Source organism: Thalassotalea sp. G20_0 (genome assembly GCF_017744175.1).
In the GTDB taxonomy this organism is placed as follows: Bacteria; Pseudomonadota; Gammaproteobacteria; order Pseudomonadales; family Endozoicomonadaceae; genus Endozoicomonas.
The window spans coordinates 1-25177 of sequence record NZ_JAGHQV010000015.1 but is presented as its reverse complement, the minus strand read 5'-3'; the positions used below and the strand labels follow the sequence as shown (position 1 = coordinate 25177).

Here is a 25177-nt window from a genome sequence, read left to right as displayed (position 1 = left end):
GCTTTAGCAAAAAATGTGCAAAGATTGAATACGATGAAATTACGTGTGTTTTTGTGTGGGTTATAAGCGCTTTCCGCCGTTAAGGTTCGGTCATAACGACTGTCAGAACGGCTAAAAAAAACTACCCGATCATTATTTGACATTGGTCATTTACAACCAATAGTGCAAGAAATAACCTGCGCGAAATTTAGCCATTTTCAGGATTCCCTGTGGATATACTCATCGTCATACCCGTGGTTGCACTGGTTATATACGCCATCGTGAAGAACTACAGTGCATCGGCCTCACTGGCTATTGCCGGTATTGTACTGCTAAGTGCCGCTGCGTTGATGGGGATAAAAGATATTCTGCCAGAGGCCAAGGCCACCGGTTTTCCCCCCTTTGACCTGTTTCAACTGATGAACTCGGTATTCAGCTTCCGCATGGCCAGCCTGGGTCTGACCATCATGGCCTGTGGTGGTTTTGCCAGCTACATGTCCCATATCGGTGCCTCAGAAGCGCTGGTTCGACTGGCCGTTAAGCCCATCAGCCGTTTTCGCTCACCTTATATGGTACTGGCGCTGTGTTACCTGCTCAGTGTTGTGCTGCAAATGTTCGTCACCTCGGCAACGGGTCTTGGCCTGCTGTTGATGGTGACGTTGTATCCGGTGCTGAGAAATATCGGTTTAAGCCCGGCTTCAGCGGTTGCTGTGATCGCTTCTCCGGCGGCGTTTGAAATCGGTGTTACCCAGGTAAATGCCAACTTTGCCGCCAGCCAGTCCGGACTGGAAATTACCGAATACTTCCTGGATTATCAGGCCTGGATCACCGTCCCCATGGCGTTGGTGGCAGCGGCCCTGCACTTTGTCTGGCAGCGTCGGTGCGACCTGAAAGATGGCTATATGGTTGCCGAGCATGTGGGTGAGGGCATCGAACAAGCAGACGGTGACAAGAAAGACCCGGCTCCGGCATTCTATGCGCTGCTGCCCATGATTCCTTTCTTCCTGTTGTTGATCTTTTCCAAAATGATGGTGTCGTCCATCAAAATGAACCTGGTCATGGCCATGCTGATCAGCGTATTTGCCGGCATGTTCTGTGAAGTGATCCGTACCCGGAAAATGCAACAGTCCCTTGATGGTTTTGATCAATTCCTCAATGGTATGGGCGCTGTTTTTGGTCCGGTGGTCGGCCTGATTATCGGTGCTGAAATTTTTGCCACAGGGTTAAAGCATATTGGTGCCATCGACTCCCTGCTCGGTTCTGCCCAGGGGCTGGGTATCGGCGCTGCCGGTATGACGCTGTTTATGGCCACGCTGATTGCCGTTGCGGCCATTATGATGGGCTCTGGCAATGCGGCCTTCCTGTCCTTTGCCACCCTGGCACCAGAGGTTGCCAAAAGCTTTGGTGTACCGGCGGTGGCCCTGTTGCTGCCCATGAACTTTGCCGCTTCCATGGGGCGTTCCATGTCCCCCATCTCGGCGGTCATTATTGCCTGTGCCGGTATTGCCAAAATCTCACCGTTTGAAGTGGTGAAAAGAACCTCGGTGCCGATGATTGGTGCGTTTGTGGTGGGTATGGCGCTGCACCTGATTTTGTTTGTGTGATTTTTTCTCCCCCGCCTGGCGGGGGCGTTTTTTAATAGAAAGAACAACGTTTCCACTTCCAGATCAGAATATAAGTAGTTAACCAAATGAAATCATACTTTCTGACTAAGTGATCAGTAACTCTCGGCAACTGATCCTGCGTTGCTCTAGTTCAGGAAAGCCCTAATACCCGAACATCCCGCTCAGTGCAGCATGGGTATCAACGCTTTTCCGCACTGGGTTGTCTCAAAAGCCGCAGTGACCTGGTAGATAAAAAGTGGGTGTCTTTTTCTTTTCTTTCTCTGTGTTCTTAAAAATTGTCCTTGACTTAATTCAAGAATCAAGATCTGAACCCTATCCTTACCCACAAATTCAATCATCAATGACCAATTTATGGGTACCCTTTTCTCTTTTACTGTAATCGCTTGAGGTTTAGTGGTGGGAGGTTGTCAAGAGTCTGGCTTCACCTCCACCAAAGAACCAGAAAGATACTTATGAATAATACTGGAAACCAATGTCTGATAAGGGATGCCTTCACGCAGAGCCCGGGACTGGATGGCCAGTAAATCACGGTGGGAGATACGGATGTTGATGCGCTTATCCTTTTTAAAAGTCTCTGCAGCAACACTCTCCAGCTCTGCTTTGCGTTTCGGGGTCAACGTGGACTGATAGTCACCTGCTTCCAGAGCATCAAGTAGTGACTGTTCCTCTTGATCCAACGTATTTTTTTTGGTCATGAATCACCCTCCAGATAATCTCGGGTAAACTTTCGGCTCGGTATCAGGGTCTTCAGGAAGACCTCCTTTTTACTTTCGACGTAGGGCACCAGCCAGGCATAGCCCATCACGTTAACAACAAACACCCGCTGGTGCGGGTAGTCAACAACGTTAGGATGGGCAATATCATCCAGAAGGTCGCCGTTTTGAATATGAAAGATAATTTCTTCAAAGGATTTACCGCGCTGATCAATCAGCTGCTGGTTCTTCTTGGCGTCCCAGTTAAAGCTTTTCATAGGGCCAGTATAGTGATTGTGTGCACTTTGTCATCAAATATTATCAAATAGTCCCGTACTCAATACATCATCAACCGTGTCCTGAATACCGCCCAGGCAATAAACACAGAGCAAAAAGTAGAGCAAAATTATGCAACGTCAAGAATCAAGACCTGACACCGCTTTCGGACCCCGCTTTTCTTGACCCCGCTTTTCTTGACCCCGCTTTTCTTTGACCCCGCTTTTCTTTGACCCCGCTTTTCTGACCCCGCTTTTCCTTAATTCATGTTAGTGCCCTTTAGTAAGTGCTCAAAAGGTTGCCGCTATGTGCCGGAAGCTAAAGAAAGATAGCCGAACATCGCGTTATCATTGCGTAGCATAAATAGCAAAAGGCAACAGCTATTAATGCCTCCAAGAAGAATTAAAGTATAGGGTTCTGCTTGTTCAGAGTGCGGAGCTGAACACCTGCGGGATACAAACGCAGCAAAGAACATTCTTGCGGCGGGGCATCGCCGTCTAGCTATAGGAATCCCACTGCTTTAGCAGCACTAAAAGTACTGGGCTTCTCGCTCTTTCCTGTGAATACCCTGGGAACCAAAACCAAATATTATTATCCGATGTTCTATTGAAAAATCCTTTTATGGTTAGGTTTTGATATGAATGGTGCTAAGGGTCTTGAATGTGCAATATGTTATGACTCAATATGTTCTGACTTAAAAAAAATCAAAAGAACCGAGCTGACATGCGGACATGCTTTTGGTAAATCATGCATACGTAAATGGGTTGAAAGTTCCAACCAAAAAAAATGCCCTGTCTGTACAACTCAATTAACTGATAAAAAGATAAAAGAGATAAAAAATATCCCATTGCAGGAGCGTGTGGTCATTTTTTTGGAAAAAATGATTAAACTTACTGGCCGAACTATTGTGGATTGCGTCCCCGCGTTTGCTGTCCCGGGTGCTTTCTTAGGGGCTGCTTTATGGGCTACTGTCGGGGCTGCTGAAGCGGCTGCTGCCGGGGTTATCGTGATTGCTGCCCCGACCGTCTTTGTTACTGCCGGGGCTGCTGCCGGCGCTGTCGCAGCTTCTGCCGGGGTTCCCAGAAATATCGGGATTGCTGCCGGCGCTGCTGTCGGCGCTGCTGTCGGCGCTACTGTCGCGGTTGGCGGGCTTGCTGTCGCAGCTTCTGCCGGGGTTTTCGGGGCTGCTTCCGGGGGTATCAGGGATGCATTTTTTTTCGGGACTGCTGCGGGGTGCGGGGCTATTGCCGGGAATTTTATTGGGGGGATTACGGCTGAGAGCCTATATTCCCAACAGGAAAGCAATCCAGTAGTTGTGTGAAAAAAATCCTTCAGGCCCGCTAACGGGTTGAATCGAATAAATCATTTTAATTATTTAAATAATTATAATAATTTAAACCGTTGCAGGCCGCCCCTTCCGCACCGGCTCCAGCCCATCACTCAACGCCTTAAGCTGCTTGTCCGATTGCTTCTCCAGGGCTTTCAGGGCCATCCTCACCACTTCCGTTTTGCTGCTGGTAATGCCTGCCATGGCAAGCCGCTGCAGGGTAGCCTGGATAATGGCGTGTTCCGCTTCGGGGATCAGGAAACCGGCCCTGACCAGTGGGGTCTTATCATCTTCCGGCAAAGGCAGGCCTGCCGGTTTTTTCTCCCCGGCAGGCCCGGAAATCCCCCGAAGCAAAGGAAAAACAGGAAAGGAAAAAGGAAAAACAGGACACCCACAAAGAAAAACAGGACACCCACAAATTCGATCATGGAAAAGGAAAAACAGAAAGGAAAAACAGGACACCCACAAATTCGATCATTAATGGCAAATTTACGGGTGTCCTTTTCTTTTTCGGGTGTCCTTTTCTTTTTCTTCCAAGCGTTGTCATGAGTTGGCTTGGCAGATAAAAAGTGGGTGTCCTTTTCTTTTTCTTTTCTTTTTGTCAACAACGTTAGGATGGGCAATATCATCCAGAAGGTCGCCGTTTTGAATATGAAAGATAATTTCTTCAAAGGATTTACCGCGCTGATCAATCAGCTGCTGGTTCTTCTTGGCGTCCCAGTTAAAGCTTTTCATAGGGCCAGTATAGTGATTGTGTGCACTTTGTCATCAAATATTATCAAATAGTCCCGTACTCAATACATCATCAACCGTGTCCTAAATACCGCCCAGGCAATAAACACAGAGCAAAAAGTAGAGCAAAATTATGCAACGTCAAGAATCAAGACCTGACACCGCTTTTCCTTTTGTTTTGTGACACCGCTTTTGACACCGCTTTTCCCATATTGATCTGGATCAAAAGAGCGGCCGAAAACTCATATATGATCCCGATATTTTTGATCTTTTGTCTATTGTGATCCCGATCTTTTGCGGTTTCATGTATTTGTTTTTAATGGGTTTTTATGCCTTTTCGGGGTGGGTTGGTAATGATTAAAAAAACGCTTGCGTGATTTACGTATATGTTGAAGAATGCAGTCAAGAGCGCGGGGCTGCTTGTTGCAGGTTGCTGTTAAATAAGCAGTTTTACCTCATAGTAAAGTCGGCCGGTGGCTTGCAGGCAGTGAGTGATTGGCGGTAGGGATTCGCCCTTTCCTGGTCACTAATTGCTGCTGATTAAACGACAATGTTAGTTTTATAATAACAATAGGTAGCTTGCAGCTGACCGCTGTAAGGGGGCGTAATATGAAAACGTTTAAGACATTGGCTTTGGTGGTGGCGGTTTCTGCTGGGTTGTTGAGTTCGGCTGGGGTGATGGCGGCTCGCCAGGGCACGGTTGGGCCAACGTCCAATGGTGATTTTGAGATCAACTATAACGTAAATCCGTCAGTCAGGATTTGGGGGCTTGAGGACATGAGCTTTACTGGTTCTTTAGGCTCAGCTGTTACTGATAATTTTAACTTTTGCACCTATAGCAACAACACTGATAAAGTACTCATCGAGGTAGCGTCAACTAACACAGATTTTGCACTAAACACAACAGCTGTGTCGGGAGGTCCCATTCCATATACTGTGACAATAGTGGACAAAGATGTCTCAACGACAACTGACACTTGGGGGGCAGGCAATCTTGCCAGCGGTACACAAGGCTCCTTCCAATATTCAGCTGACAAAACAGTGGTTGGTGAAGATCCTAACAATGTATGTATTGGAACCGCTTACGAGCTGAATAAACTAACAGTCGATATTCCTGCTGTTAGCGGTGTCATAGCTGACGGTGTTTACTCTGACATCGTTACTTTAACGGTCACACCTATTTAAAAAATGCAAAAGAAAACCGCAAGAAAACCGAAAACCAGGGTCAGGTCTTGATTCTTGACAGATACCAACCCCGCCCCCGTTAACCACAACACCCAACACCGGCAACCTCCCTGGTTGCCGTTTTTTAATCCTCAGGTAATGAGGTAGTAACGAAGTACCCACCAGGTACAACTCAATAACCTGTGGCAGATTCACCATTATGCGTCGTTGGCAGTATTACTTTACCGAGTTTCTGACGGTCTCCATCACCTTAGTCACTCCCCTGGCGTTGGCCGATGACCCGGTATTCCTTGCTGCCGCCAGTCCACCCCCCGGCTTTGAAGAACTTAGCGCCACCCAAAGCTCACTGGTGGATATCTATTTCGGCAACCGCTACATCGGCTCACAACTGGCGGCGTTCAGCCCCGGTGTTATTGAACTGCCCGACCCGGCATCCCTTTTACGCCAGATTGGCGACCTGAACGAAACCACCCTGATTACCAGCGCCCTGAGCGGTGAGCTGGACAGTCACAGCGAACTGGTCTGCCCGTCCGGCCGCACACAAAACTGCGGCGTGCTGGAAACACCGGTGGCCGGGGTGATTTTCGACGAATCCCGCTTTCGGGTTGATATATTTGTCAACCGCCGTTTTATGCTGACCCGCGCCGCCGAGGTGCGAAAATTTCTGCCACCTTCGGATGCGAAGTTTTCCATGATGCAGAACCTCTCGGCAGCGGTGAGCGGTTCCAGCGGCAGCGATAATAGTTACACCATCAATGGCCTGACCACGGCCGCCTGGCGGGAGAACAGCCTGTACTGGAGCTGGGACTACTCCGACAGCAACCGGTTCTCGGTCAACCAGATCTACGGCCAGCGGGACTTTGAGGGGGTGGAGTACAACGCCGGCCTGCTCTCCACCAGTGGCTTTGGCCTGAACTTCACCGGCGACCAGTCGGTGCTTGGGCTGCGCATCAATAGCTCCAATAATACCAGGGAAGACCTGGACTTCTCTGGCGGCATGCCGGTGACGGTATTTTTGCCCACCCGGGGTCGGGTGGAGGTGCGCCGGGATGATCGACTGATCGACAGCGCCTTTTTCGAGGCTGGCTCCCAGCAGCTGGACACCAGCAGCTTTCCCAGTGGCGCTTACGACATTGAGATTCGTATTCTCGATGAGAGCGGCAACCTGCTCTCCACCGAAACCCGTTTCTTTGCCAAACAGAGCCAGATTCCCCCGGTGGGCGAATGGCTGTTCTTTATGGAGTCGGGTCGGGTGCTCGATCGCACCAGCGACCGGGCACTGCCCGAGGTCACCAACCAGTGGTTGAACCGGGCCGGAGTCAGCCGCCGTCTGCACGACACCGTAGCGGCCACGGCAGCCATGGCGGTGAGCAGCGACGATGCCCTGTCGGAATTCGGGCTGTACCACTTCGGCCCCCTTTATGACATTGAGCCGTCGCTGATGCTCGGGGATAACGGCACCACGGGTATAAGCGTCAACGGTCGTTTGACCCTGGGTGATCTCTCCCTCTCCGGGAACTTCCGCCGGGTATGGCACGACGAACCAAGGGTTGAACCTGACGACGGTGTCAGCCTGCTCGGCAACGCCTTTGAACAGCAGGCATTTTCGGCTGGCATGCCCCTGTTCGATGGCAGCCTGAACTATCGCTACAGCATGAACCAGAGCTATGACGACAATAACAGCGCCCAGGACCCGGCCCGCACCCACAGTCTGGACTATCGCCGAACCCTGTTCCGTACCTTTGATTACGATGGGGATATCGATATCAGCCTGAGCAAGTCCGGCGATGATCAGATCGGGCTGATCAGCCTGAGCTTCCGTTACCGTACCGACCACTGGAACTTCAACGCCACGCCACGGGCGGAGATGACCCGCCGGGATGGGGAGAGTGAATCCAGCCAGCGTCTGCGACTGTCCACCTCCTGGGAGGACCGCGAGCTGCTGGCCGGCGACCTGCGGTTTGACGCCGGAGTGGAGGGCGGCACTGGCGACGAGCGCATCAACGGCAGCGTACAGTACGCCAACCAGTACGGCCGGGCCAGCTTCAGTGCCAGCCACAGCCGCAACGAAGGCAACGGCACCACCAACTGGGGTGGCAGCATGAGCACCAGCTTCCTGACCGACGGTGAGGTGTTCGCCCTGGGCGGCGAAGACCGCTCCGAAAGCGCCCTGGTGGTTAATCTTGAGGGCCGCCCCGGTGATGTCTTCGATGTGCGGGTAAACGGCCAGCGTCGTGGTTATGCGGTGGCCGGTTCACCGTCGATCATCGGTCTCTCGCCCTATGATCAGTATCGGGTGACCCTCAGCCCGGCCGGTGAAACCCTGTACAGTTTTGATGAGCGGGAAAAGGTAGCCACGCTCTACCCCGGCAATGTGGTAACGCTGGATTATCAGGCGATACCATTGCAACTGCTGTTTGGACGACTATTGTTTAATGGTCAGCCGCTGACAGACGCTCGTATCAATGGCGGTTTGCTGCCCGGCAGCACCGATGATATTGGCATGTTCCAACTGGAAGCCCGCTCTGATGTGGGCACCTTGCAGGTGGAGATGGACAACGGCTGGCTCTGCCCGCTGCCGGTGAAGGAGATGGCCGAGGGCTATGTGTTGCAAATGGGTACTATTGACCTGGCCGATGCCGAGTGTACGACGGTGTTGGAGGGGCAGTTGGCGGTGAGTAAGCGGGATGGTGAGTAAGTAAGGTAGTTATGACAGCAGTCATCAATAATCAGATTCGTCGGGCAAGCTGTGTTTTGGTTTTGGCTTTCTTTGGTTTGTTGGGGTCGTTGGAGGTCAGTGCTTTGCAGTGCGAGCCAATCAACCCAGACAACGACAACCCGGCTGATTCAACGGGAGTATCCGTTTGTGAGGGAGGTTCGCCACTTGGTCAGAACCTTTCAGCAATGACTGAACTATATCCGAGTGATGGTCAGTTTTCTGCAACAAAAGAATTCCAAATACGTTCTTGTGGTCGTTTTGGCTGTGCACGTGCAGCCTATTTTAACGTGCGCAGTGCTGGTGTCACACTCAATAATGCTACCTCAGAAATACCTCTCAACGTTTCTATCGAGCAGACAGCCTTCGGAAAGAGTGTGGATTTCCCGGCAAATACCACTTGTAATTCTGATGATTGTGACTTTCGGGGTGCTGGGTTATTTCCATTTTTTAGGTGTGAAGAGTGCCTTAACTTTAAACTCACCATTGAGGCTAAACTGAATGACCTGATCAAAGAAGGTACTCTGACGCAGTCAGGCAAGCATTCTGGCACATTGACTTTCACCATAGATCAAGCGCCTAGCACAGCAGGCATTACTGCAGGTGATGCCGGTGTTAATTGGCCCGTTAATCTTTATATAGAGCTTGATATACCGGCTCTCATTCGGATCAGCGGCCTCCGGGATATGACTCTTGACAGCACTTCTGGAAGTGGCACCCGAAAGTTTTGCGTATTCGCTCTGGGGGCTGATAACTTTAAGTTGAAGCCAGATAGCAGCTATGGCTCAAATGGCTCAGAGGGGAAGGATTTTCAGCTTAGAAACGGTGATGAATCAATACGTTACACAATGGTGCTTAGTGATCAAACAGGAAAAAATGAAACCATAAGTTATTCCAAATCGTATTCGGGTTGGGAGCCGTCAAAATCATTTAATTGCGAAGGCCAAACCAATCAAAACATGACCGTTACTATCGAGGCTAAGTCCGGAGGTTCTGATGGTAAGTACAGTGACACTATGACGCTGTATGTTGAACCTGAGTTTTAACAGTTACAATCTCGTAAAAATCGGGGCTAGTACATCATTTCAATGAGATTGACGTGTACCATCTCCGTCCATCCTGAGCGTCTTTCGACCCCGCTCAGGATGCACAGGGTGTTTGGCACGATCTATCATGGGCCTGATGCGCCCTTCGACAGGCTCAGGACAAACGGAGTGCAGAGGCTTATGGTAACGACAACCCGTCAAACTCATTGAAACCATGTACCAAGTCTTGAATGAGTTCAAATGTCAGACCTGCCCCTGTCTTTCGTAACAGATTACAACCTGAACCGCTGGGCTTCCTCAAACTCCCCATCAAACATCCCGTATTGAATATAACCCTGCCCCGGCGCTGAACCTTCCGGCAGGGGCATTTCCCAGCTGCCTCCGGCATAGATACGGGTGCCATCGTTTAAATTAGTGCAGTTGTCTTCGCTGGTGCAGAGGAAAAACAGGACACCCAAAGGAAAAACAGAAGGAAAAACAAGGAAAAACAGGACACCCACAAATTCGATCAGGAAAAACAGGACACCCACAAATTTGATCATGGAAAAACAGGAAGTAGGAAAAACAGGACACCCACAAATTCGATCATGGAAAAACAGGAAGTAGGAAAAACAGGACACCCACAAATTCGATCAATCATAGGAAAAACAGGATAGGAAAAACAGGACACCCACAAATTCGATCATTAATGGCAAATTTACGGGTGTCCTTTTCTTTTGTGATGAACGCATCCGGCAACGGGTTTTTACGGCGCAACAGCTGTTTCAGCGTGAGCCTTTAGACCACCGTATTCAGCAACAACGAAAAATACTGGATTTTTTTACCGCCCTGGATATTCACTCGCAACTGTTTGTGCCGGTTTATGGCCTGGCCGGCAGAGGCTGGCACGCACAATATATGCTGAATAGCCCGCTGTCTGATCAGGAGCTGGCCTTCTGGCTGAAGGATTACCAGGTGCCGTTGCTGAACGCCTGCTTCTATTTTCATACTCTGTTAATGCGTGACTACAGTTACCTGTTTAATCCCTGGCTGATGAACGAGATGGTCAGTGACCGGGCACTGGATGTGCTGACGCTGACGGCCAACGGACTGAGCAGTAAAGAGATTGCCAGCAAAATCAACCTCAGTGAGAAAGGGGTGAACTATCACCTGAACCATTTGCGCGAGTGGCTGGGGGCTGAAAACCGTGTGCATCTGGTGGCTCTGGCCAAGGATATGCGTATTATCTGATATTGTTCTCATGATTTGCGGTATCTATGCTTATTATCACGTTCTGGAGCTGTCGCTAAACTCTGATACAGGTTCATAGGCATAGATCGGTTTTCACAGAAGCCGATGCCGGCATCAATCACCACCGAAACCATTTTTCGGGGTTTCGTGACACCCTCAGAGCCGCGTCAACCAGGTTGACACAGGGGGGTGTCAGTTCCGGGAAGCTTGTTCAGGGTTGAAGGCCTGGCACCGGCTTTCTTGACTGTTTACTGTCAATAGTGTGTTGGATTCTTGTCAACATTTCACCAACTAAGTGGATGGTGTTGTAAGTTTTAACGAGCTTCGAGTTGTAGTGATTTTGTCTCCATAAGTTTATACGAATCATGTCTCCAGCATGATCTACGCGTTGTCTTGCATTATTGTTTCCAGTCAGGGCATAGTCAGTCAGATTTATAACACCATCAACACTATTAAATGCAATTTGATCCTGATGAAACCCGGCCGATGCTGACAAGCTTGCAGCGTCTTGTTGTAAACTTCTCATTATGGCATTAAGATCCCATTGCAATTTATGAAGCAGAGAGGGGTCATCATAAATATCAAAGAGAGATTTTGCCAGGATAAAGCGAGAATCATTGTCAATATCATCAATGTTAAATTTAATATAACGCTGAGTTGCCGCTTTAAATCCATTTTCAATAGTCTTTCTATCAGCACCCCGTCGTTTACCCTTATCTATCGCCTTATCCAGAATAACAGGTTCTAGTTTGTCCTTTATTTGGGATGAACGTGTTTTGCTAAATTTCATACCACTGGTAACCAACCGTTTAAATGCGTCAGCAACTGCACCAATCATACGGTTAAAAATATTTTTTCTGTCTGTTCTGGCTGTAACAATGATATTAACAAATGTGCTTTTATAATCACTGCCGCACACAGAAACATCGTAATATCTTTTTGCCTCCACCGAATAGAAGGTTACTTTTTTTTCGTCACCTTTGAATTCGCCAACGCCATTAATGAGTAGATTATCACTCATGCTATTTTTCCATGAATCGATGTTAATGGCAGCTGGTACTGAACATTCCTGAGAATTCATGACGATGACCTCCTTGTCAATTAATCAAGTATGTCAAATTAAGTTATAGAAAATTTACCCTGACTTTAATGACAACCCAGTTAGCAATATTAACAATCAATAGAAAAAACTGGATAAGAAGGAAACGTCCTGAAGCGGAGTCGAAGGGCGTAAACACCATGCCTTGAATAGAGACTGTGCCAATCACCCTTCGTCCGTGCATCCTGAGCGGAGCCGAAGGACGCTCAGGGTGAACGGAGATTTTACACATCAAACGCATTGAAATAATGTACGGGTACTGGCTGCGGCCGGGAACACGGTGTTACAAGCTGAACTGGTGCCCAAGATAAACGTCACGGACCGTCTGATTGGACAGTACCGTATGGCTGTCGCCTTCTGAGATGATATGCCCTTCGCTGACGATATAGGCCTTCTCACAGATATCCAGAGTTTCCCGAACGTTATGGTCGGTGATCAGTACCCCGATGCCCCGGTTTTGCAAATGACGGATGATGGACTTGATATCACCAACGGATATCGGGTCAACGCCAGCAAAGGGTTCGTCCAGCAGAATAAAGGTCGGGTCGGTGGCCAGGGCCCTGGCAATCTCTGCCCGTCTTCTTTCGCCACCGGATAGCGCCATGCCGGCACTGTCACGAATATGGCCAATATTGAACTCATCCAGCAGTGACTCCATTTTCTCGGCGCGCTGCTGTTTATTGAGGTCTTTCCTGGTTTCCAGAATGGCCAGAATATTGTCCCGCACGGACAGGCGACGAAATATAGAGGCTTCCTGGGGGAGGTAACCGATACCGGCACGAGCCCTGTGGTGCATGGCCTGAAAGGTCAGGTCCTGCTGGTCAATGGTGACCTTGCCGCCATCGGCTTTCACCAGCCCGACAATCATATAAAAACAGGTGGTCTTTCCTGCGCCATTAGGGCCCAGCAGGCCAACGATTTGACCACTGTTAACCTGCAGAGAGACATCTTTCACCACCTCTCTGCCTTTGTAGCTTTTGCTAAGATGTTCTGCCTTGAGGATTGCCATCCGGTTGTCTGTTAACCTGAGTGTGAAAACAAAGTGTGTCGTTTAGAACGCTTCCCGCCTCCCGCTGCCCGAAAAAGATAAGACTAATGCTTTTACGGGTAGCGGGAAGCGGGCAGCGCTTCATTGTTTGGCTTTTTCCTGACGGGGCTGAATCACCATCTGTACCCGGCCATTGTCTCCCTGATTGGGTGTGCCTTTGGCATTGACGGTCTGCAGTGTCAGGTTGTAGTCAATCTTTTCGCCGGTAAAGGTGTCTCCCTTTTGGGAGAGCTGGGCGTTTTTGATCAGTTCAATCTGGTCACTGTCCACATCGTAGCGAATGGTGTTGCCCCAGGCCTGGACGATGCCCTGTTCACCGGGTTGCAGCTCTTCATAATAAGCCCTGGCCTTATTGCCCTGGGCAATGACCCTGGTCAACTCCCGGTCCCGGGTGTAGATGGTAATAACGTCACCGGTGATGCGCGTGGTGCCCTGGGTCATGACCACATCACCACGATACACAGACACCCCTTTTTTATTATCAATGTCAGCGGTGTCTGAATCGATCTGGATGGGCTGCTGGCGATCAGCGGGTAAGGCCATGGCCATAAATGGGACAAATAACAGCCCGACAAGCCATTGTTTGTTCAGGAGTGCTTTTGGTTTTGGTAGTCGTGTCATGGGTTATCGCTTCCCTGACAGGGATATATCAATGATTGTGCGAATGATCAGCTTACTCAGTCTCATAGACTCCCCGTACTCTGGACTTTAATTGAATCTTTCCCTGCTGGTACCAGGCGGTCATCCCAATGGCTTGCGTCTCTCCGGTGTCGCTGGTAATCAGCACAGGGCGATCGGTATCGGCAATTTCCTTATCCGTTGCAATGGTCAGGAAGTCGGTGTCCATTCTGAGCTGTTGCTCATAGCCCTGTTGCCTGACGGACGGGCTGCTCTGGATAACCACGACATTATCCCACAGTTCAATATCTTTGCCACCGGGCAGTAATTTTCCGTTCTCCGACGTTGACACAGTGAGTTGTCCACTGTCACTGAGGTTAGTCAGGATGGGTTGTTGCAGGAGTGTGTTGTCATTGTGGGGGTAATGGGTAATGCTGCCCGACTGCAACTGGTATTGTAACGCTCCGGTAGCGTCGTACTCCTTAACCAGGGCATCCACCAGAAAGTAGTCGGCATCCTGGCGGATGATTTCCGAAGGGCTGGCGCTGACCGTTACTATTGCACCGTCGTAGGTCCAATAGCCAGCGGCCAGCACTAGCAGGATTGCAGCGATAATAAGATGATTGCGATAGGTCATCCGGGTTCCGAAACTGACAGCCTTGAGCCTGATAAAAAGTGTTTAAACCACACCCGCTTTCAGCAAGTCATGCATATTGATGGCACCAACAGCATGCCGCTCATGGTCGACACAGATAAGCGCATTGATTTTGCGATCATCCATAATTCTCAGTGCTTCAGCGGCAAGAATATCAGGGGTAATGGTGGTGCACTTGATGGTCATTACCTCGTCGATGGTCGTGTTGTGGGGGTCAACCCCGTGATCCAGTGCACGACGAAGATCACCATCGGTAAAGACACCAACGACCACGTTGTTGTCATCAATAATGGAGGTCATGCCGAGACCTTTTCGGGTCATTTCCAGCAGCGCTTCACCCAGGCGTGTGCCTTTTTTCACCGTCGGGATTCGATTGCCGTCATGCATGATATCCTGCACTTTCAATAGCAGCCTGCGACCCAGGGCACCGCCGGGGTGGGAAAATGCAAAGTCTTCTGCGGTAAAGCCACGGGCTTCCAGCAGCGCAATGGCGAGTGCGTCACCCATAACCAGTTGAGTGGTGGTACTGGATGTGGGGGCCAGATCAAGTGGGCAGGCCTCTTTATCAACCCCTGTGTTCAGATTCACTTCAGCGGCCTGCGCCAGTGTGGAAGCGGGTTTGCCGGTCATGCTGATCAGCGCAGCACCCATTCGTTTGAACAGCGGAAGCAAGGTGATTACTTCGCCGGTTTCACCGGAGTTGGAAATAGCCAGCACCACATCGTCTGCGGTGATCATACCCATGTCGCCATGGCTGGCTTCGCCGGGATGGACATAAAACGCCGGTGTACCGGTACTGGCCAGGGTGGCACTGATTTTACGGGCAATATGTCCTGACTTTCCCATCCCCACAACGACAATTCGGCCCCGGCATTCCAGCATTAGCCGACAGGCATTGCTGAAGTCTTCACCAATGCGTGGCAACAACGCTTCAATCGCATCCTTTTCGATCTGGATGGTACGACGACCAATTTCAATAAAGTTCTGGTCAGAGGTCATTTCAGTAAAGCCTTTGAAGGAGCTGTCAGGATGTTGTGGCAAAGCATAACCTTTCAGACTCCGGGATAAAATAGTTCAGGGAGAAGGGAGCATTCAGCTCCGGTTTAAACCGTCTGTACGTACAGCCATGTGCCATAGCAGGCATACCCTGCCAGAAAGATAATACCTGCAAAACGTCCCAGCGTTTTGGGTTTTTTACCGACGATGGCCATGGCCGCCAGCAGAACGGTAAATGCCAGCATCACGGTATAATCTCGGGAGAAAACAGACTCACTGATGGCTCCGGGACGAACCAGTCCGGGCATTGACAGAACCGCCAGCAGGTTGAAGATGTTTGAGCCCACCACATTGCCCAGGGCAATATCATGGTGGCCGCGCAGGGCACTGGCTACCGATGCGGCCAGCTCCGGCAAACTGGTACCAATGGCGACAACCGTCAAACCAACGATCAGCTCACTGACACCCAGCAGAGTGGCGATTTCCGTTGCACCCCAAACCAGAATCTGGGCGCTGATCAGTAGCAGTAACAGTCCGCCCACCAGTTCCAGGTAAGCTTTGCCTGAAGGCAGCTCTTCGATCTCTTCAATCTCTGCCAGAGGTTCTTCAGGGTGGGATTTTTGCCAGGTCACCATCAGATAGAGAGTAACGAACAGGCCACTGAGCAGCACCAGGCTTTCTATAAGCCCAAGGTAGTTGTTGGCAAGGCAGGCACCGGCAATCACCGTGACCAGTAACAGCCAGGGTATTTCCCGTTTGGCCAGTGCTGTTTTGACCGGTAGTGGTGCGATAAGCGCGGTTAGTCCAAGAACCAGTCCGATATTGGCAATATTGGAGCCAATGGCGTTGCCAACCGCAATATCGTTGTGTCCCTGGAGAGAAGACATCAGCGATACCAGAATTTCTGGCGCAGATGTACCGATGGAGACAACGGTCAGGCCGATCAGCATGGGGGATATACCCCAGTTTTTTGCCGTAGCGGCAGCTCCGCCAACAAAGCGGTCTGCACTCCAGGTGAGCAGTACGAAGCCAACAATAATGGCGGCTATGGCATAAATGGCAGGACTCATTCCGGGGGCGTTCTCAAGAATTCATATAAAGGAAGGAAGTGTAGGGAAAATCAGGCAGACAATGCAACTGCATTCCCCTCTGAATTGATCCTGTCAGCAGAAAATTCCTCCGATATAATTTGTCTGTAGTTGTCTGGCACACGGTTTCAAGGTAATTGATGTACTGGATGGTGCAATTAAAGTGTGAAACAGGTCATAATATCGGAACTGGAAGACTTTTACATTCTGTCTGTTGCAGGGATCTGCGAACCCAATGATGAATTCCATCTCCTCAGGTGAACAACACAGCAACGAAAACCGCACCGATAATTTTGTCGAGATTCGTGGTTTGACCTTTTATCGAGGTTCCCGGGCGATCTTCAATAATATCGATATGGATATACCCCGTGGCAAAGTGGTGGGTATTATGGGGCCTTCAGGCACCGGCAAGACGACCCTGCTGCGGTTGATTGGCCGTCAGCTGCTACCCGACCGGGGCTCGATTGTGGTGGATGGTCAGGATCTGGCTGATCTGACGAGGGATCAGTTATTTGTTCAGCGTCGTAAAATGGGCATGCTGTTCCAGAGCGGGGCACTGTTTACCGATTTGTCCGTTTTTGAGAATGTCGCTTTTCCCCTGCGCATTCATAGCCAGCTATCGGAAACCATGATCCGTGATATCGTACTGATGAAGCTCCATGCGGTGGGGCTGCGCGGTGCATGGTCATTGATGCCCAGCGAGTTATCCGGAGGTATGAGTCGGCGCGTTGCCCTGGCCAGGGCCATTGCCCTGGACCCTGAAATGGTGATGTATGATGAACCCTTTGTCGGACAGGACCCGATTGCCATGGGCGTGCTGGTGGAGCTGGTTCGCAAGCTGAACCAGGCGCTGGGCATCACCAGTATCATTGTTTCCCATGATCTTCATGAAACGGCCAGCATCGCGGATGTAATCTACCTGATCGCCGATGGTGAAGTGATTGGTTCCGGCACCCCGGAGGAGATGTTGAGCTCAACGGATGCCAGGGTCTGCCAGTTTATGCAGGGGCTGCCCGACGGGCCTGTTCCTTTTCACTTTCCTGCAGATGACTATCAAAGCGACTTACTGTCTCCGGGGGTATAAATGAAACTTGATGTTCTGGACCGGCTGGCTCAGCTTGGTCAGTCAGGTCTTGGTCATGTGCAGTCCCTGGGGCGGTCCGGTATTTTTCTGTTTCTGGCGATTTTTTCCCGGGCGGGATTCTCTGGGCGAGGCGCGCTGCTGATCAGGCAGCTCTATAACGTTGGTTTTCTGTCGTTAATCATTGTATCGGTTTCCGGTCTTTTTATTGGTATGGTTCTTGGTTTGCAGGGCTACAGTATTCTGATTCGCTATGGCTCAGAGGGGTCTGTTGGTCAGCTGGTGGCCCTGAGCCTGGTGCGTGAGTTGGGGCCGGTGGTGACTGCACTGCTGTTTGCCGGGCGTGCCGGTTCTGCCCTGACCGCTGAAATCGGGCTGATGAAAGCGACCGAGCAGCTGTCCAGTATGGAAATGATCGGTGTTGATCCGTTAAAACGGGTCATTGCCCCACGTTTCTGGGCGGGGGTTATCTCTATGCCGCTGCTGGCGGCGATCTTCAGCCTGGTCGGGATTCTTGGTGGCGTCATCGTGGGCGTTGACTGGCTGGGGATTTATGAAGGTTCATTCTGGAGTGGCATGCAACAGTCGGTTGATTTTGTCGATGATGTGGGCAATGGCATGGTGAAAAGCCTGGTGTTCGGGGTTGTGGTGACCTGGATCGCCGTCTTCCAGGGGTACGATGCCGTTCCCACTTCAGAAGGCATCAGTCGTGCAACTACGAGAACGGTGGTTTATTCCTCACTGGCTGTTCTCGGATTGGATTTCATTTTGACCGCAGTGATGTTTGGTGAGCTTTAAGGAGAGAGCATAAAATGCGGATACGAACGTTAGAAATCAGTGTCGGTGCCTTTATGCTGGCAGGCATGCTGGCCCTGGTGCTGCTGGCGGTAAAGGTCAGTGGTCTGTCCCTGAAAGCCGGCGGTGAAACCTATGAGCTGAATGCTTACTTCGATAACATCGGTGCCCTGAAACCCCGTTCCAAAATATCCATGGCCGGAGTCACCATTGGCAAAGTGAAAAGCGTTGAGCTGGATAAAGAGACTTACATGGCCAGGGTAGTTATGGATATTGATCAGCAAATCGATAATATACCTATCGATAGCACGGCATCGATTGTCACCGCAGGGCTATTGGGTGAGCAGTACATTAGTATCAGCATTGGTGGTGACGAGGCGTTTCTGCGAGATGGTGAGCGTTTTGAAGACACTCAGTCAGCGCTGATTATCGAGGAGCTGATCGGTAAGTTTCTTCTGGGCACGGTCAATAAAAGTGAGTAACGAAACAACAAGCCCGGAGAAGCGTTCTCTGGCTAGCGGATGGAATGGATGATGAAAGGTAATAGACACGTGGTGGCTTTCCTGGTGGCGCTGTTTTTTCAGTGGTCTTCAGCGGTCATCGCTGCAGAGCAGGTCATTGAGTCACCTCACAAGGAAGTGGAAAAAATTACCAGGGAACTGCTGGCAACCTTTGAAAACAATATTCATCAGTATAAAAAGAACGATGCTGCCTTTATTGCCGAGGTTGATCGCCAGCTGTCACCTTCCGTGGCCTTCGACTCCATTGCCCGGGGGGTGATGGGTAAATACTCCCGCCGGGCTAAAAGCGGACAAATTGAGCAGTTTTCCAGAACGTTTAAAGACAGTCTGATCAGCTTCTATGGCAAGGCCCTGCTGAAGCTTGATGATACCCGGTTGACCATTGAGAAAGTTGATGCGGTACCGGATACCGTATTAAATGCCTACCGGTCAGGCAAAGCGCGGCTGGTTCCCGTGGATATGACGGTCAGAACGTCCTCCGGTACTGTGGCCATCTCTTATTCCATGGTTCATCAGGATGAGCGCTGGAAACTCAGGAATATCATTGTTGATGGTATCAATATTGGCATTCAGTTCCGTAACCAGTTTGCAGAAGCCATGAGCAAGTACAATGATCTCCAATATGTTGTGGATCACTGGCCGGAAATCATGCAGGGTGAAGCAACGGAGAACAACGCTGTGAGCAAGCAGTCATGACCCTGGCATTGGAAGCGCCTGGCCGGTTTACACTGAATGGTGTGGTTAATTTCGCCACCTCCGCCGTTATTGAAGAGCAGGGTGCCCGTTTACTACTGACCTCTGGCGGTGACGACTGGGAAATTGACCTGAGCGGTATCTCCCAGGCCGATAGCTCTGCTTTATCGGTCTTTCTCTCCTGGATCCGGTTGGCAAAAAAACAGCAGAAGTCCATCGAATTTGTTGGCATGCCTCATGAACTGGATGCATTGGCTGAAGTCTGTGGTATTCAGCCATTGCTGAATAATGTGTAAGTAGTTGGCCAAATGGAATCGTATATTTCTGGCTAAGTGGGCAGTTACTATGCAAGGCACAACGCAGGGAGCATAGCCTTAGCTATGTGACCGGAGTTGTAACGCCGCACGACTGCATGGATGCAGGAGCTAGGAGCCTGTCGGACTTAAGACTGTCCTACTGCGGTTGCGATAAATTGGTCTAAAAATTCCTGCTTCTTCGTCAAATAGCCCCGCTATTCTCCTCAGAAGCAGAAATTTTTATCCTCAATTTCTCGCAATCCTCGCTACGGACGCTTAAGTCCGACAGGCTCCTAGAGCAACGCAGGAGCAGTTGCCGAGAGTGACTGTCCACTTAGTCAGAAAATAGGATTTCATTTGGTTAACTACTTACGGCCGGCAAAACTGACGCAGCTTGCGGGTTGATCCTGTTTTGGGGCTATTCATGGAACCCTCTCTCGGATATCATTGGCCGGTTTTACTGTTCCCTTTAAATACCTGATTGTTATTCCCTGAGAGGTTGGATCATGCAAGCCGAAGAGGTCAAGGCGCTTCTGGAGAAGGAGATTGCGGGCTCACAAGTGATTGTTGAGGGCGAGGGGTGTGACTTTCGTCTGACCGTAATCAGTGACCAGTTTGAGGCGAAGAGACCGGTTCAGCGTCAGCAGATGATCTATTCTCACCTGAATCCATTCATCACCAGTGGTGCGATTCACGCTGTATCGATGGTGGCTTTGACTACCGCAGAGCGTGCCAGACAGCTGGGTAACCAGGACTAAGTGAGAAACCATGGATAAACTGATTATCACCGGTGGTGTGCGCCTGGATGGAGAGATTCGGGTCTCTGGTGCCAAGAACTCTGCCCTGCCGATTCTGGCAGCGACCCTGCTGGCTGACTCCCCGGTTACCGTATGTAATCTGCCCCATTTGCACGACATTACCACCATGTGTGAGCTGTTTGGCTGTATGGGGGTTGAGCTGCTGGTGGATGAAAAGATGAACGTGGAAGTTCATGCCAGCACCATCAAGCAGCTCGTGGCACCTTATGAGCTGGTGAAGACCATGCGGGCTTCTATTCTCGTACTGGGTCCTCTGCTGGCCAGATTTGGTTATGCAGAAGTCTCCCTGCCCGGTGGCTGTGCTATTGGCAGCCGTCCGGTTGATCTGCATATCAGTGGCCTGCAGGCCATGGGCGCGGATATTGTTGTGGAAGATGGCTATATCAAAGCCAGCGTCAAGGATCGCCTGAAAGGTGCCCACATACTAATGGACACCGTAACGGTCACCGGTACGGAAAACATCCTGATGGCTGCGGTACTGGCCGATGGTGAAACCATTATTGAAAATGCGGCCCGTGAGCCTGAAGTGGTGGATCTTGCCGAGTGCCTGATTACCATGGGTGCCAGGATTAAAGGCCATGGTACGGGTATGATCCGGGTTCAGGGGGTAGAACGCCTTGATGGCTGCACCTACTCGGTATTGCCAGACCGTATTGAAACCGGCACTTACCTGATTGCTGCCGCAGCAACCGGTGGCCGGGTCCGCCTGAAAGACACCCAGCCTAATATTCTCGATGCGATTCTGTTCAAGCTTCGGGAAGCCGGTGCTTCAGTAGAATGGGGCGATGACTGGATTGAACTGGATATGAAGGGCAAGCGTCCCAGGGCAGTTGACCTGAAAACGGCACCTTACCCGGCAATGCCCACCGATATTCAGGCTCAGTTCACCGCATTGAATGCCATTGCTGAAGGCACGGGCCGGATTACCGAAACCGTGTTTGAAAATCGCTTCATGCATGTTCAGGAAATGAAACGCATGGGTGCAGACGTTGATGTGGAAGGTAACACCGTTATCGTCAAAGGTGTTGAGCAGCTCAAGGCAGCGCCGGTTATGGCGACTGACCTGCGGGCTTCAGCCAGTCTGGTTATTGCTGGCCTGGTCGCTGAAGGTGATACCGTGGTAGAACGTATTTACCATATTGACCGTGGTTACGAGTGCATTGAAGAGAAGCTTCAGCAACTTGGTGCCAAAATTCGTCGCGTTCCTGCCTGATTTACACTTCTTTTCTCTTTTCTAACCCTGATTTTCGGCTTTTTGGTCAAAGGTCAGGGAACTTTTATCCCTTTTGCCACTCAAATAAAACGTTAGTCTCAATTTTATTGTTGATGACTTGACGACCGTCAGAGACTTTTGCATCTATCAGATACTAAAGCCTTGTCAATTCATTGGTTTTGCTGGCTCATTAAATATCGCGTAATGAAGGCTCTCAAATACAAGAATATGCCCGGCAGTAGAATGGAGTCTAAATAAATGGAATTAACGGAGTTTACTGCTGTTAACCCGGTCACCCCGGAAGGAGGGCCCCGGTCTCCATCGATCAGAGCGAGCGGAGATACGGTTTCTGTTCGACCTGATTCTGGTACAGCAAATCAGGTGAATATCAATCAATGTCATGAGGGGGCTGCACCGAATGTTCCTGAACAGACAACAATGGTTGACAGAATCTCAATCAGTAAAGTGCCGGGGCGATCTTTACTGGCTTCCAGTGCCAATCAAAGCGAGGTCACTGCTGATGATGCAGATGAAAACACTTATCTACTGGCAGTACCCCGGAGTCAGAATTTAACGACAAGCCAACAGACTACGACCTATTCCTCTATGGGGCAGACAAAAGCAACCGGTGTTCCAGCCTCCGACAGCCCTGATGAGGACGCTCCTCAATTTCGCCATATTTACCATGATATCGTTTTTTGTTTCTATCAAAACCTCCGTAAAGCCTGTGGCCAGGGCATTGAGTTAGGTTTGAGAAAGGTTGGAATTAATTCGGATGTCCAGCCAATCGTTGCTGCCGGTCGCACCAGTGGCTCCCCGGGTGGCAGTCATGATAACGCTTATGTGAGTATCGAGATTGTCCGTACTCCCGCAAAGGCCCGCAAGAAGGTGGGTGACAGGCTTGTCAAGGCGGCAGGTTTAACGCCGGAAAAAGTGCTGGAAAAACCTGAGGCTCTGAATGCCCTGGTGGAAAATCTGACGGAAGTGATTCAGGGCGAGCTGAAAAAGGCCAGCCCCTGGCCAGACAGCGTTGCCGGTGGAGTGGATGGAAATGCTGATGATCCCGGGGGGGATGAAGGCTGGGTCAGTGATGTTACCCGATCAATTGCAACCATTCTGGTACACCTGACTCATGAGGCCTTTCTGGATAAAGTAACCCTGGCGGATAGCGACGCCGGGAAAAAGGTAATATCGGACACTCTGACCCGGTTAATCGTGAGCATACTGGGTTTAACCGGGCATCCGTCGGCACAAAACAATGCAGCTGGCATTGATTCCATTTTAAGAAACGGCATTGTTACTGTATCGCAGTCGGGTAATAAACTGTTTAATGAAAAAATGACAGCCATCAAGGCTGACTCTTTAAAGGGGATTATCAACCAGGCACTGGTCAGCATGATGGCTGAAGGCGTTGAGTTGACCGATAAGAATGTTGATGAACTGCTATCCAGAATTACGGCCATCATTATCGATACCCTGATGAATATTCGCGCTGATACTGTGCGCATATTCAATGAATGGCAGCAACGTAAACCTGATGAAATTGACAGGATTCAAAATAGAATTGCCAGTAGCGCAGCAAAAACACTAACAACGGTTGTGCAAAACCACAGTCATATTGTTGTGCAGAAATTCAGCTCGGCTGCGGATGGTATTTCTAAAATGGCTGGCAAAATAGCGGGTCTATGGAAGTCCAAATCCAGTCAGCCTGAACCAGAGCCGGTTAAATACACTGAAAAGAAAATCAAACAGCTGATCAATAAGAAAATAGAAGAAGCTGTTCGGGTATTTCAAAATGAACAGAAGTTTAAAGATAAGCTGAAGCCGTTGATAGAAGAGAATCTGGAAAAAATTGCGCCGGATATTAAATGTGCTATCAGGAAACTAAAGAGAGAAACGCAAGACTGTAAAAATAATAGTGGGGATGTGCAAGACCTGGTTACCAGAATCACCACTGCGTTTGCAGACAATCGCCAGCAAGCTGAACAGGAAGAGGCTGCTGCCTCATATTCTGCTGAAGGAACAACAGAACCTCGTGCCGGGCAAAACCGTGTTATTGATCAGTTGATTGCTCGACAAGGTAGCAGGGTGATAGATGAGGCGATAGACCTGCTGACCGGCGAACTCCGGAAAAATCTGGATACGGTTATAGCGAGTGTAGAGCCGGGTATTGAGAAAGTGATGGAACATGCCGTCAGTCAAGGTGCTGCTTTTATTGCTGAGCGAAATGGCACAGAACTCGCGGCAGATCAGGGACTGGCAGAGACTCTCCCCGGATTCCGGGCAGCCATGACACCGGTTTTAACGACATTGGCTGTTGATATATTGAGCCGTAAGCTTGAGTCTGAGGCTTGGGAAAAAGCACTTCGTGACAAAGGGCGTGAAGCGATCGGTCAGTCGAATAGCCCGTCAGATTCTCAGGGAGACTCCGCCAACACCATCGATGCGGCATTGAAAACAGCGGAGGCTGTTGCTCTACAGCAATTAACGGATCCGTTAAAGTCTGTGATCGATACCCTGCCCCTTGACAGTCTTCAGAAACTGGCTTCCGACGTTATCCTGCAAAGTGCGGGGGATGGAACCGTCTGGCTTGATGATCTGGTAAGAGATCTGTTTAACCGGAAAATGGGGGATGAATCCATTGTTCTGGCAGTTATAGATACGATTTCAGAGGAAGCGGTCAAGCTACAGCACCAGCTGATAAGTGCTGCTATTCAATGGATCAGGCAACGAGCAAAGGAATCGGGGGCGAAATCCCGGGTCAATCAATGTATGGACTGGTTGGCAACATGGATAACGGGAAACAAAGAACAGATAGATCTGGATGCCAGAGCGTATGTAAAAACATTGCTGGTTCAGGCAACCCCGGAGTTGGAAGCTGCTATCCATGAACGATTAGAGAGCCTGCATTCTGCGTTGGAAAGTAGCAGGGTTGATGCGGCGGCTACTTTTCAGCGGATAGCGGAGGAGCTGGAGCCAGGGGAAAAGTCCGGCTATTTGACCGGCAAGTGTGTGGAGAAAACGACAGCGGGCCATCAAAATCAACAAGATCACTGGCGTGATGCCCGTCAGGCTGTTGCTGGTCAGTTGGGTAACCTGGCTGATGAAGCCGTCGACCTGGTCATTAAACAGAGTGGTCAGTTGGAGGCGGTCAAGCCGATCCTTGAGGGCTGTATTCGTGAGGTTATGAACCTTGTCGTCAAAGAAGGGGCTCTCTTTGCCGTGAGGCACAACGGTGAACAATGTGATGACGTGAATGCCTTAGAGGGCGGCACGGCACTTACCGAACAATTACCGACGTTTCTGAGCACAGCCACGGTTGAATTAATGGTTGAACTGCTGAGTGACCGTTTGCAATCCGGGGACTGGAAAACAGCAACCGTTACTGAGATCACTGCCGGGGAGGAAACGGCAGACTCAGCCACGATGATAGCCCGCAAAGTTGACC

General features: G+C 50.2%; 25 protein-coding genes and 1 pseudogene. 15 read left to right on the top strand and 11 right to left on the bottom strand.

From position 1 onward, the window contains the following. Positions 1–209: 209 nt before the first annotated feature. A complete protein-coding gene (dcuC, locus tag J7438_RS10950) occupies positions 210–1583 on the top strand; it encodes a C4-dicarboxylate transporter DcuC (RefSeq protein WP_209276570.1) in 1374 nt (457 codons plus the stop codon). 428 nt (positions 1584–2011) lie between these two features. Here the strand turns inward: dcuC and J7438_RS10945 are convergent, their stop codons facing one another. Together J7438_RS10945 and J7438_RS10940 are read right to left on the bottom strand one after the other, a co-directional pair. Further along, positions 2012–2299 (bottom strand): hypothetical protein, encoded by a 288-nt coding sequence (locus tag J7438_RS10945; protein WP_209202058.1) that lies wholly within the window; start codon positions 2297–2299, stop codon positions 2012–2014. Further along, a complete protein-coding gene (locus tag J7438_RS10940) occupies positions 2296–2574 on the bottom strand; it encodes a toxin (RefSeq protein ID WP_209276569.1) in 279 nt (92 codons plus the stop codon). Before J7438_RS10940 ends, J7438_RS10945 begins: the two co-directional genes overlap by 4 nt. Before the next feature lie 635 nt (positions 2575–3209). On the opposite strand from J7438_RS10940, the pseudogene J7438_RS28255 reads away from it, so the two are divergent. Both J7438_RS28255 and J7438_RS27675 read left to right on the top strand, forming a co-directional pair. Further along, positions 3210–3359: pseudogene (locus J7438_RS28255) on the top strand (RING finger domain-containing protein); the annotation flags it as partial. A 120-nt stretch (positions 3360–3479) separates the two neighbouring features. Beyond that, positions 3480–3893, top strand: coding sequence for a hypothetical protein (locus tag J7438_RS27675; protein WP_286196529.1), 414 nt, complete (start codon positions 3480–3482; stop codon positions 3891–3893). A 72-nt stretch (positions 3894–3965) separates the two neighbouring features. Here the strand turns inward: J7438_RS27675 and J7438_RS10930 are convergent, their stop codons facing one another. Next, on the bottom strand, positions 3966–4253 hold the full coding sequence (locus tag J7438_RS10930) for a hypothetical protein (RefSeq protein WP_209276567.1): 288 nt from the start codon (positions 4251–4253) through the stop codon (positions 3966–3968). 189 nt (positions 4254–4442) lie between these two features. After that, positions 4443–4634: a hypothetical protein gene (locus J7438_RS10925; RefSeq protein ID WP_209276566.1), complete on the bottom strand. Its 192-nt coding sequence runs from the start codon at positions 4632–4634 to the stop codon at positions 4443–4445. A 606-nt stretch (positions 4635–5240) separates the two neighbouring features. Here J7438_RS10925 and J7438_RS10920 point away from each other — a divergent pair. The 3 genes from J7438_RS10920 (at position 5241) to J7438_RS10910 (ending at position 9578) form a co-directional block, all read left to right on the top strand. Next, positions 5241–5816 (top strand): hypothetical protein, encoded by a 576-nt coding sequence (locus tag J7438_RS10920; protein WP_209276565.1) that lies wholly within the window; start codon positions 5241–5243, stop codon positions 5814–5816. Positions 5817–6015: 199 nt separating this feature from the next. Continuing rightward, positions 6016–8514: a TcfC E-set like domain-containing protein gene (locus J7438_RS10915; RefSeq protein WP_209276564.1), complete on the top strand. Its 2499-nt coding sequence runs from the start codon at positions 6016–6018 to the stop codon at positions 8512–8514. Between the two features lie 11 nt (positions 8515–8525). Beyond that, a complete protein-coding gene (locus tag J7438_RS10910) occupies positions 8526–9578 on the top strand; it encodes a hypothetical protein (protein WP_209276563.1) in 1053 nt (350 codons plus the stop codon). A gap of 272 nt (positions 9579–9850) precedes the next feature. On the opposite strand, the gene J7438_RS10905 is transcribed toward J7438_RS10910, so the two are convergent. Then, positions 9851–10120, bottom strand: coding sequence for a hypothetical protein (locus J7438_RS10905; RefSeq protein WP_209276562.1), 270 nt, complete (start codon positions 10118–10120; stop codon positions 9851–9853). Positions 10121–10475: 355 nt separating this feature from the next. On the opposite strand from J7438_RS10905, the gene J7438_RS10900 reads away from it, so the two are divergent. Next, a complete protein-coding gene (locus tag J7438_RS10900; RefSeq protein ID WP_209276561.1) occupies positions 10476–10808 on the top strand; it encodes a response regulator transcription factor in 333 nt (110 codons plus the stop codon). Positions 10809–11019: 211 nt separating this feature from the next. Here the strand turns inward: J7438_RS10900 and J7438_RS10895 are convergent, their stop codons facing one another. The 6 genes from J7438_RS10895 to J7438_RS10870 form a co-directional block, all read right to left on the bottom strand. Next, on the bottom strand, positions 11020–11889 hold the full coding sequence (locus J7438_RS10895; protein WP_209276560.1) for a hypothetical protein: 870 nt from the start codon (positions 11887–11889) through the stop codon (positions 11020–11022). Positions 11890–12190: 301 nt separating this feature from the next. Beyond that, entirely contained in the window at positions 12191–12916 is a 726-nt protein-coding gene (gene lptB / locus J7438_RS10890; RefSeq protein WP_209276559.1) for an LPS export ABC transporter ATP-binding protein, read from the bottom strand. Between the two features lie 120 nt (positions 12917–13036). Next, positions 13037–13576 (bottom strand): lipopolysaccharide transport periplasmic protein LptA, encoded by a 540-nt coding sequence (gene lptA, locus J7438_RS10885; RefSeq protein WP_209276558.1) that lies wholly within the window; start codon positions 13574–13576, stop codon positions 13037–13039. A 52-nt stretch (positions 13577–13628) separates the two neighbouring features. Beyond that, positions 13629–14210, bottom strand: a complete 582-nt coding sequence (gene lptC / locus J7438_RS10880; RefSeq protein WP_209204547.1) for an LPS export ABC transporter periplasmic protein LptC — start codon at positions 14208–14210, stop codon at positions 13629–13631. A 42-nt stretch (positions 14211–14252) separates the two neighbouring features. Further along, positions 14253–15227: a KpsF/GutQ family sugar-phosphate isomerase gene (locus J7438_RS10875; protein WP_209276625.1), complete on the bottom strand. Its 975-nt coding sequence runs from the start codon at positions 15225–15227 to the stop codon at positions 14253–14255. A 104-nt stretch (positions 15228–15331) separates the two neighbouring features. Then, positions 15332–16294 (bottom strand): calcium/sodium antiporter, encoded by a 963-nt coding sequence (locus J7438_RS10870; RefSeq protein ID WP_209276557.1) that lies wholly within the window; start codon positions 16292–16294, stop codon positions 15332–15334. A 253-nt stretch (positions 16295–16547) separates the two neighbouring features. Here J7438_RS10870 and J7438_RS10865 point away from each other — a divergent pair, with 253 nt between their 5' ends. From J7438_RS10865 to J7438_RS10830, 8 genes are all read left to right on the top strand, one after another. Next, a complete protein-coding gene (locus J7438_RS10865; RefSeq protein WP_286196528.1) occupies positions 16548–17396 on the top strand; it encodes an ATP-binding cassette domain-containing protein in 849 nt (282 codons plus the stop codon). Continuing rightward, positions 17397–18191, top strand: a complete 795-nt coding sequence (gene mlaE, locus J7438_RS10860) for a lipid asymmetry maintenance ABC transporter permease subunit MlaE (RefSeq protein WP_209204545.1) — start codon at positions 17397–17399, stop codon at positions 18189–18191. Between the two features lie 14 nt (positions 18192–18205). Then, positions 18206–18670, top strand: coding sequence for an outer membrane lipid asymmetry maintenance protein MlaD (mlaD, locus tag J7438_RS10855; RefSeq protein WP_209204544.1), 465 nt, complete (start codon positions 18206–18208; stop codon positions 18668–18670). Positions 18671–18718: 48 nt separating this feature from the next. After that, positions 18719–19405 carry an MlaC/ttg2D family ABC transporter substrate-binding protein gene (locus tag J7438_RS10850; RefSeq protein ID WP_209276556.1) on the top strand — a complete coding sequence of 229 codons (687 nt, stop codon included), beginning with the start codon at positions 18719–18721 and terminating at the stop codon, positions 19403–19405. Beyond that, a complete protein-coding gene (locus tag J7438_RS10845) occupies positions 19402–19698 on the top strand; it encodes an STAS domain-containing protein (RefSeq protein ID WP_209276555.1) in 297 nt (98 codons plus the stop codon). The genes J7438_RS10850 and J7438_RS10845 overlap by 4 nt, the downstream gene beginning before the upstream one ends. Positions 19699–20204: 506 nt before the next feature. Further along, positions 20205–20456, top strand: coding sequence for a BolA family protein (locus J7438_RS10840; RefSeq protein ID WP_163370989.1), 252 nt, complete (start codon positions 20205–20207; stop codon positions 20454–20456). A 10-nt stretch (positions 20457–20466) separates the two neighbouring features. Then, positions 20467–21729 carry a UDP-N-acetylglucosamine 1-carboxyvinyltransferase gene (gene murA, locus J7438_RS10835; RefSeq protein WP_209204541.1) on the top strand — a complete coding sequence of 421 codons (1263 nt, stop codon included), beginning with the start codon at positions 20467–20469 and terminating at the stop codon, positions 21727–21729. Positions 21730–22110: 381 nt separating this feature from the next. Continuing rightward, positions 22111–25177, top strand: a 3067-nt coding sequence (locus tag J7438_RS10830; protein WP_209276554.1) for a hypothetical protein, incomplete at its 3' end; no start/stop codon positions are given.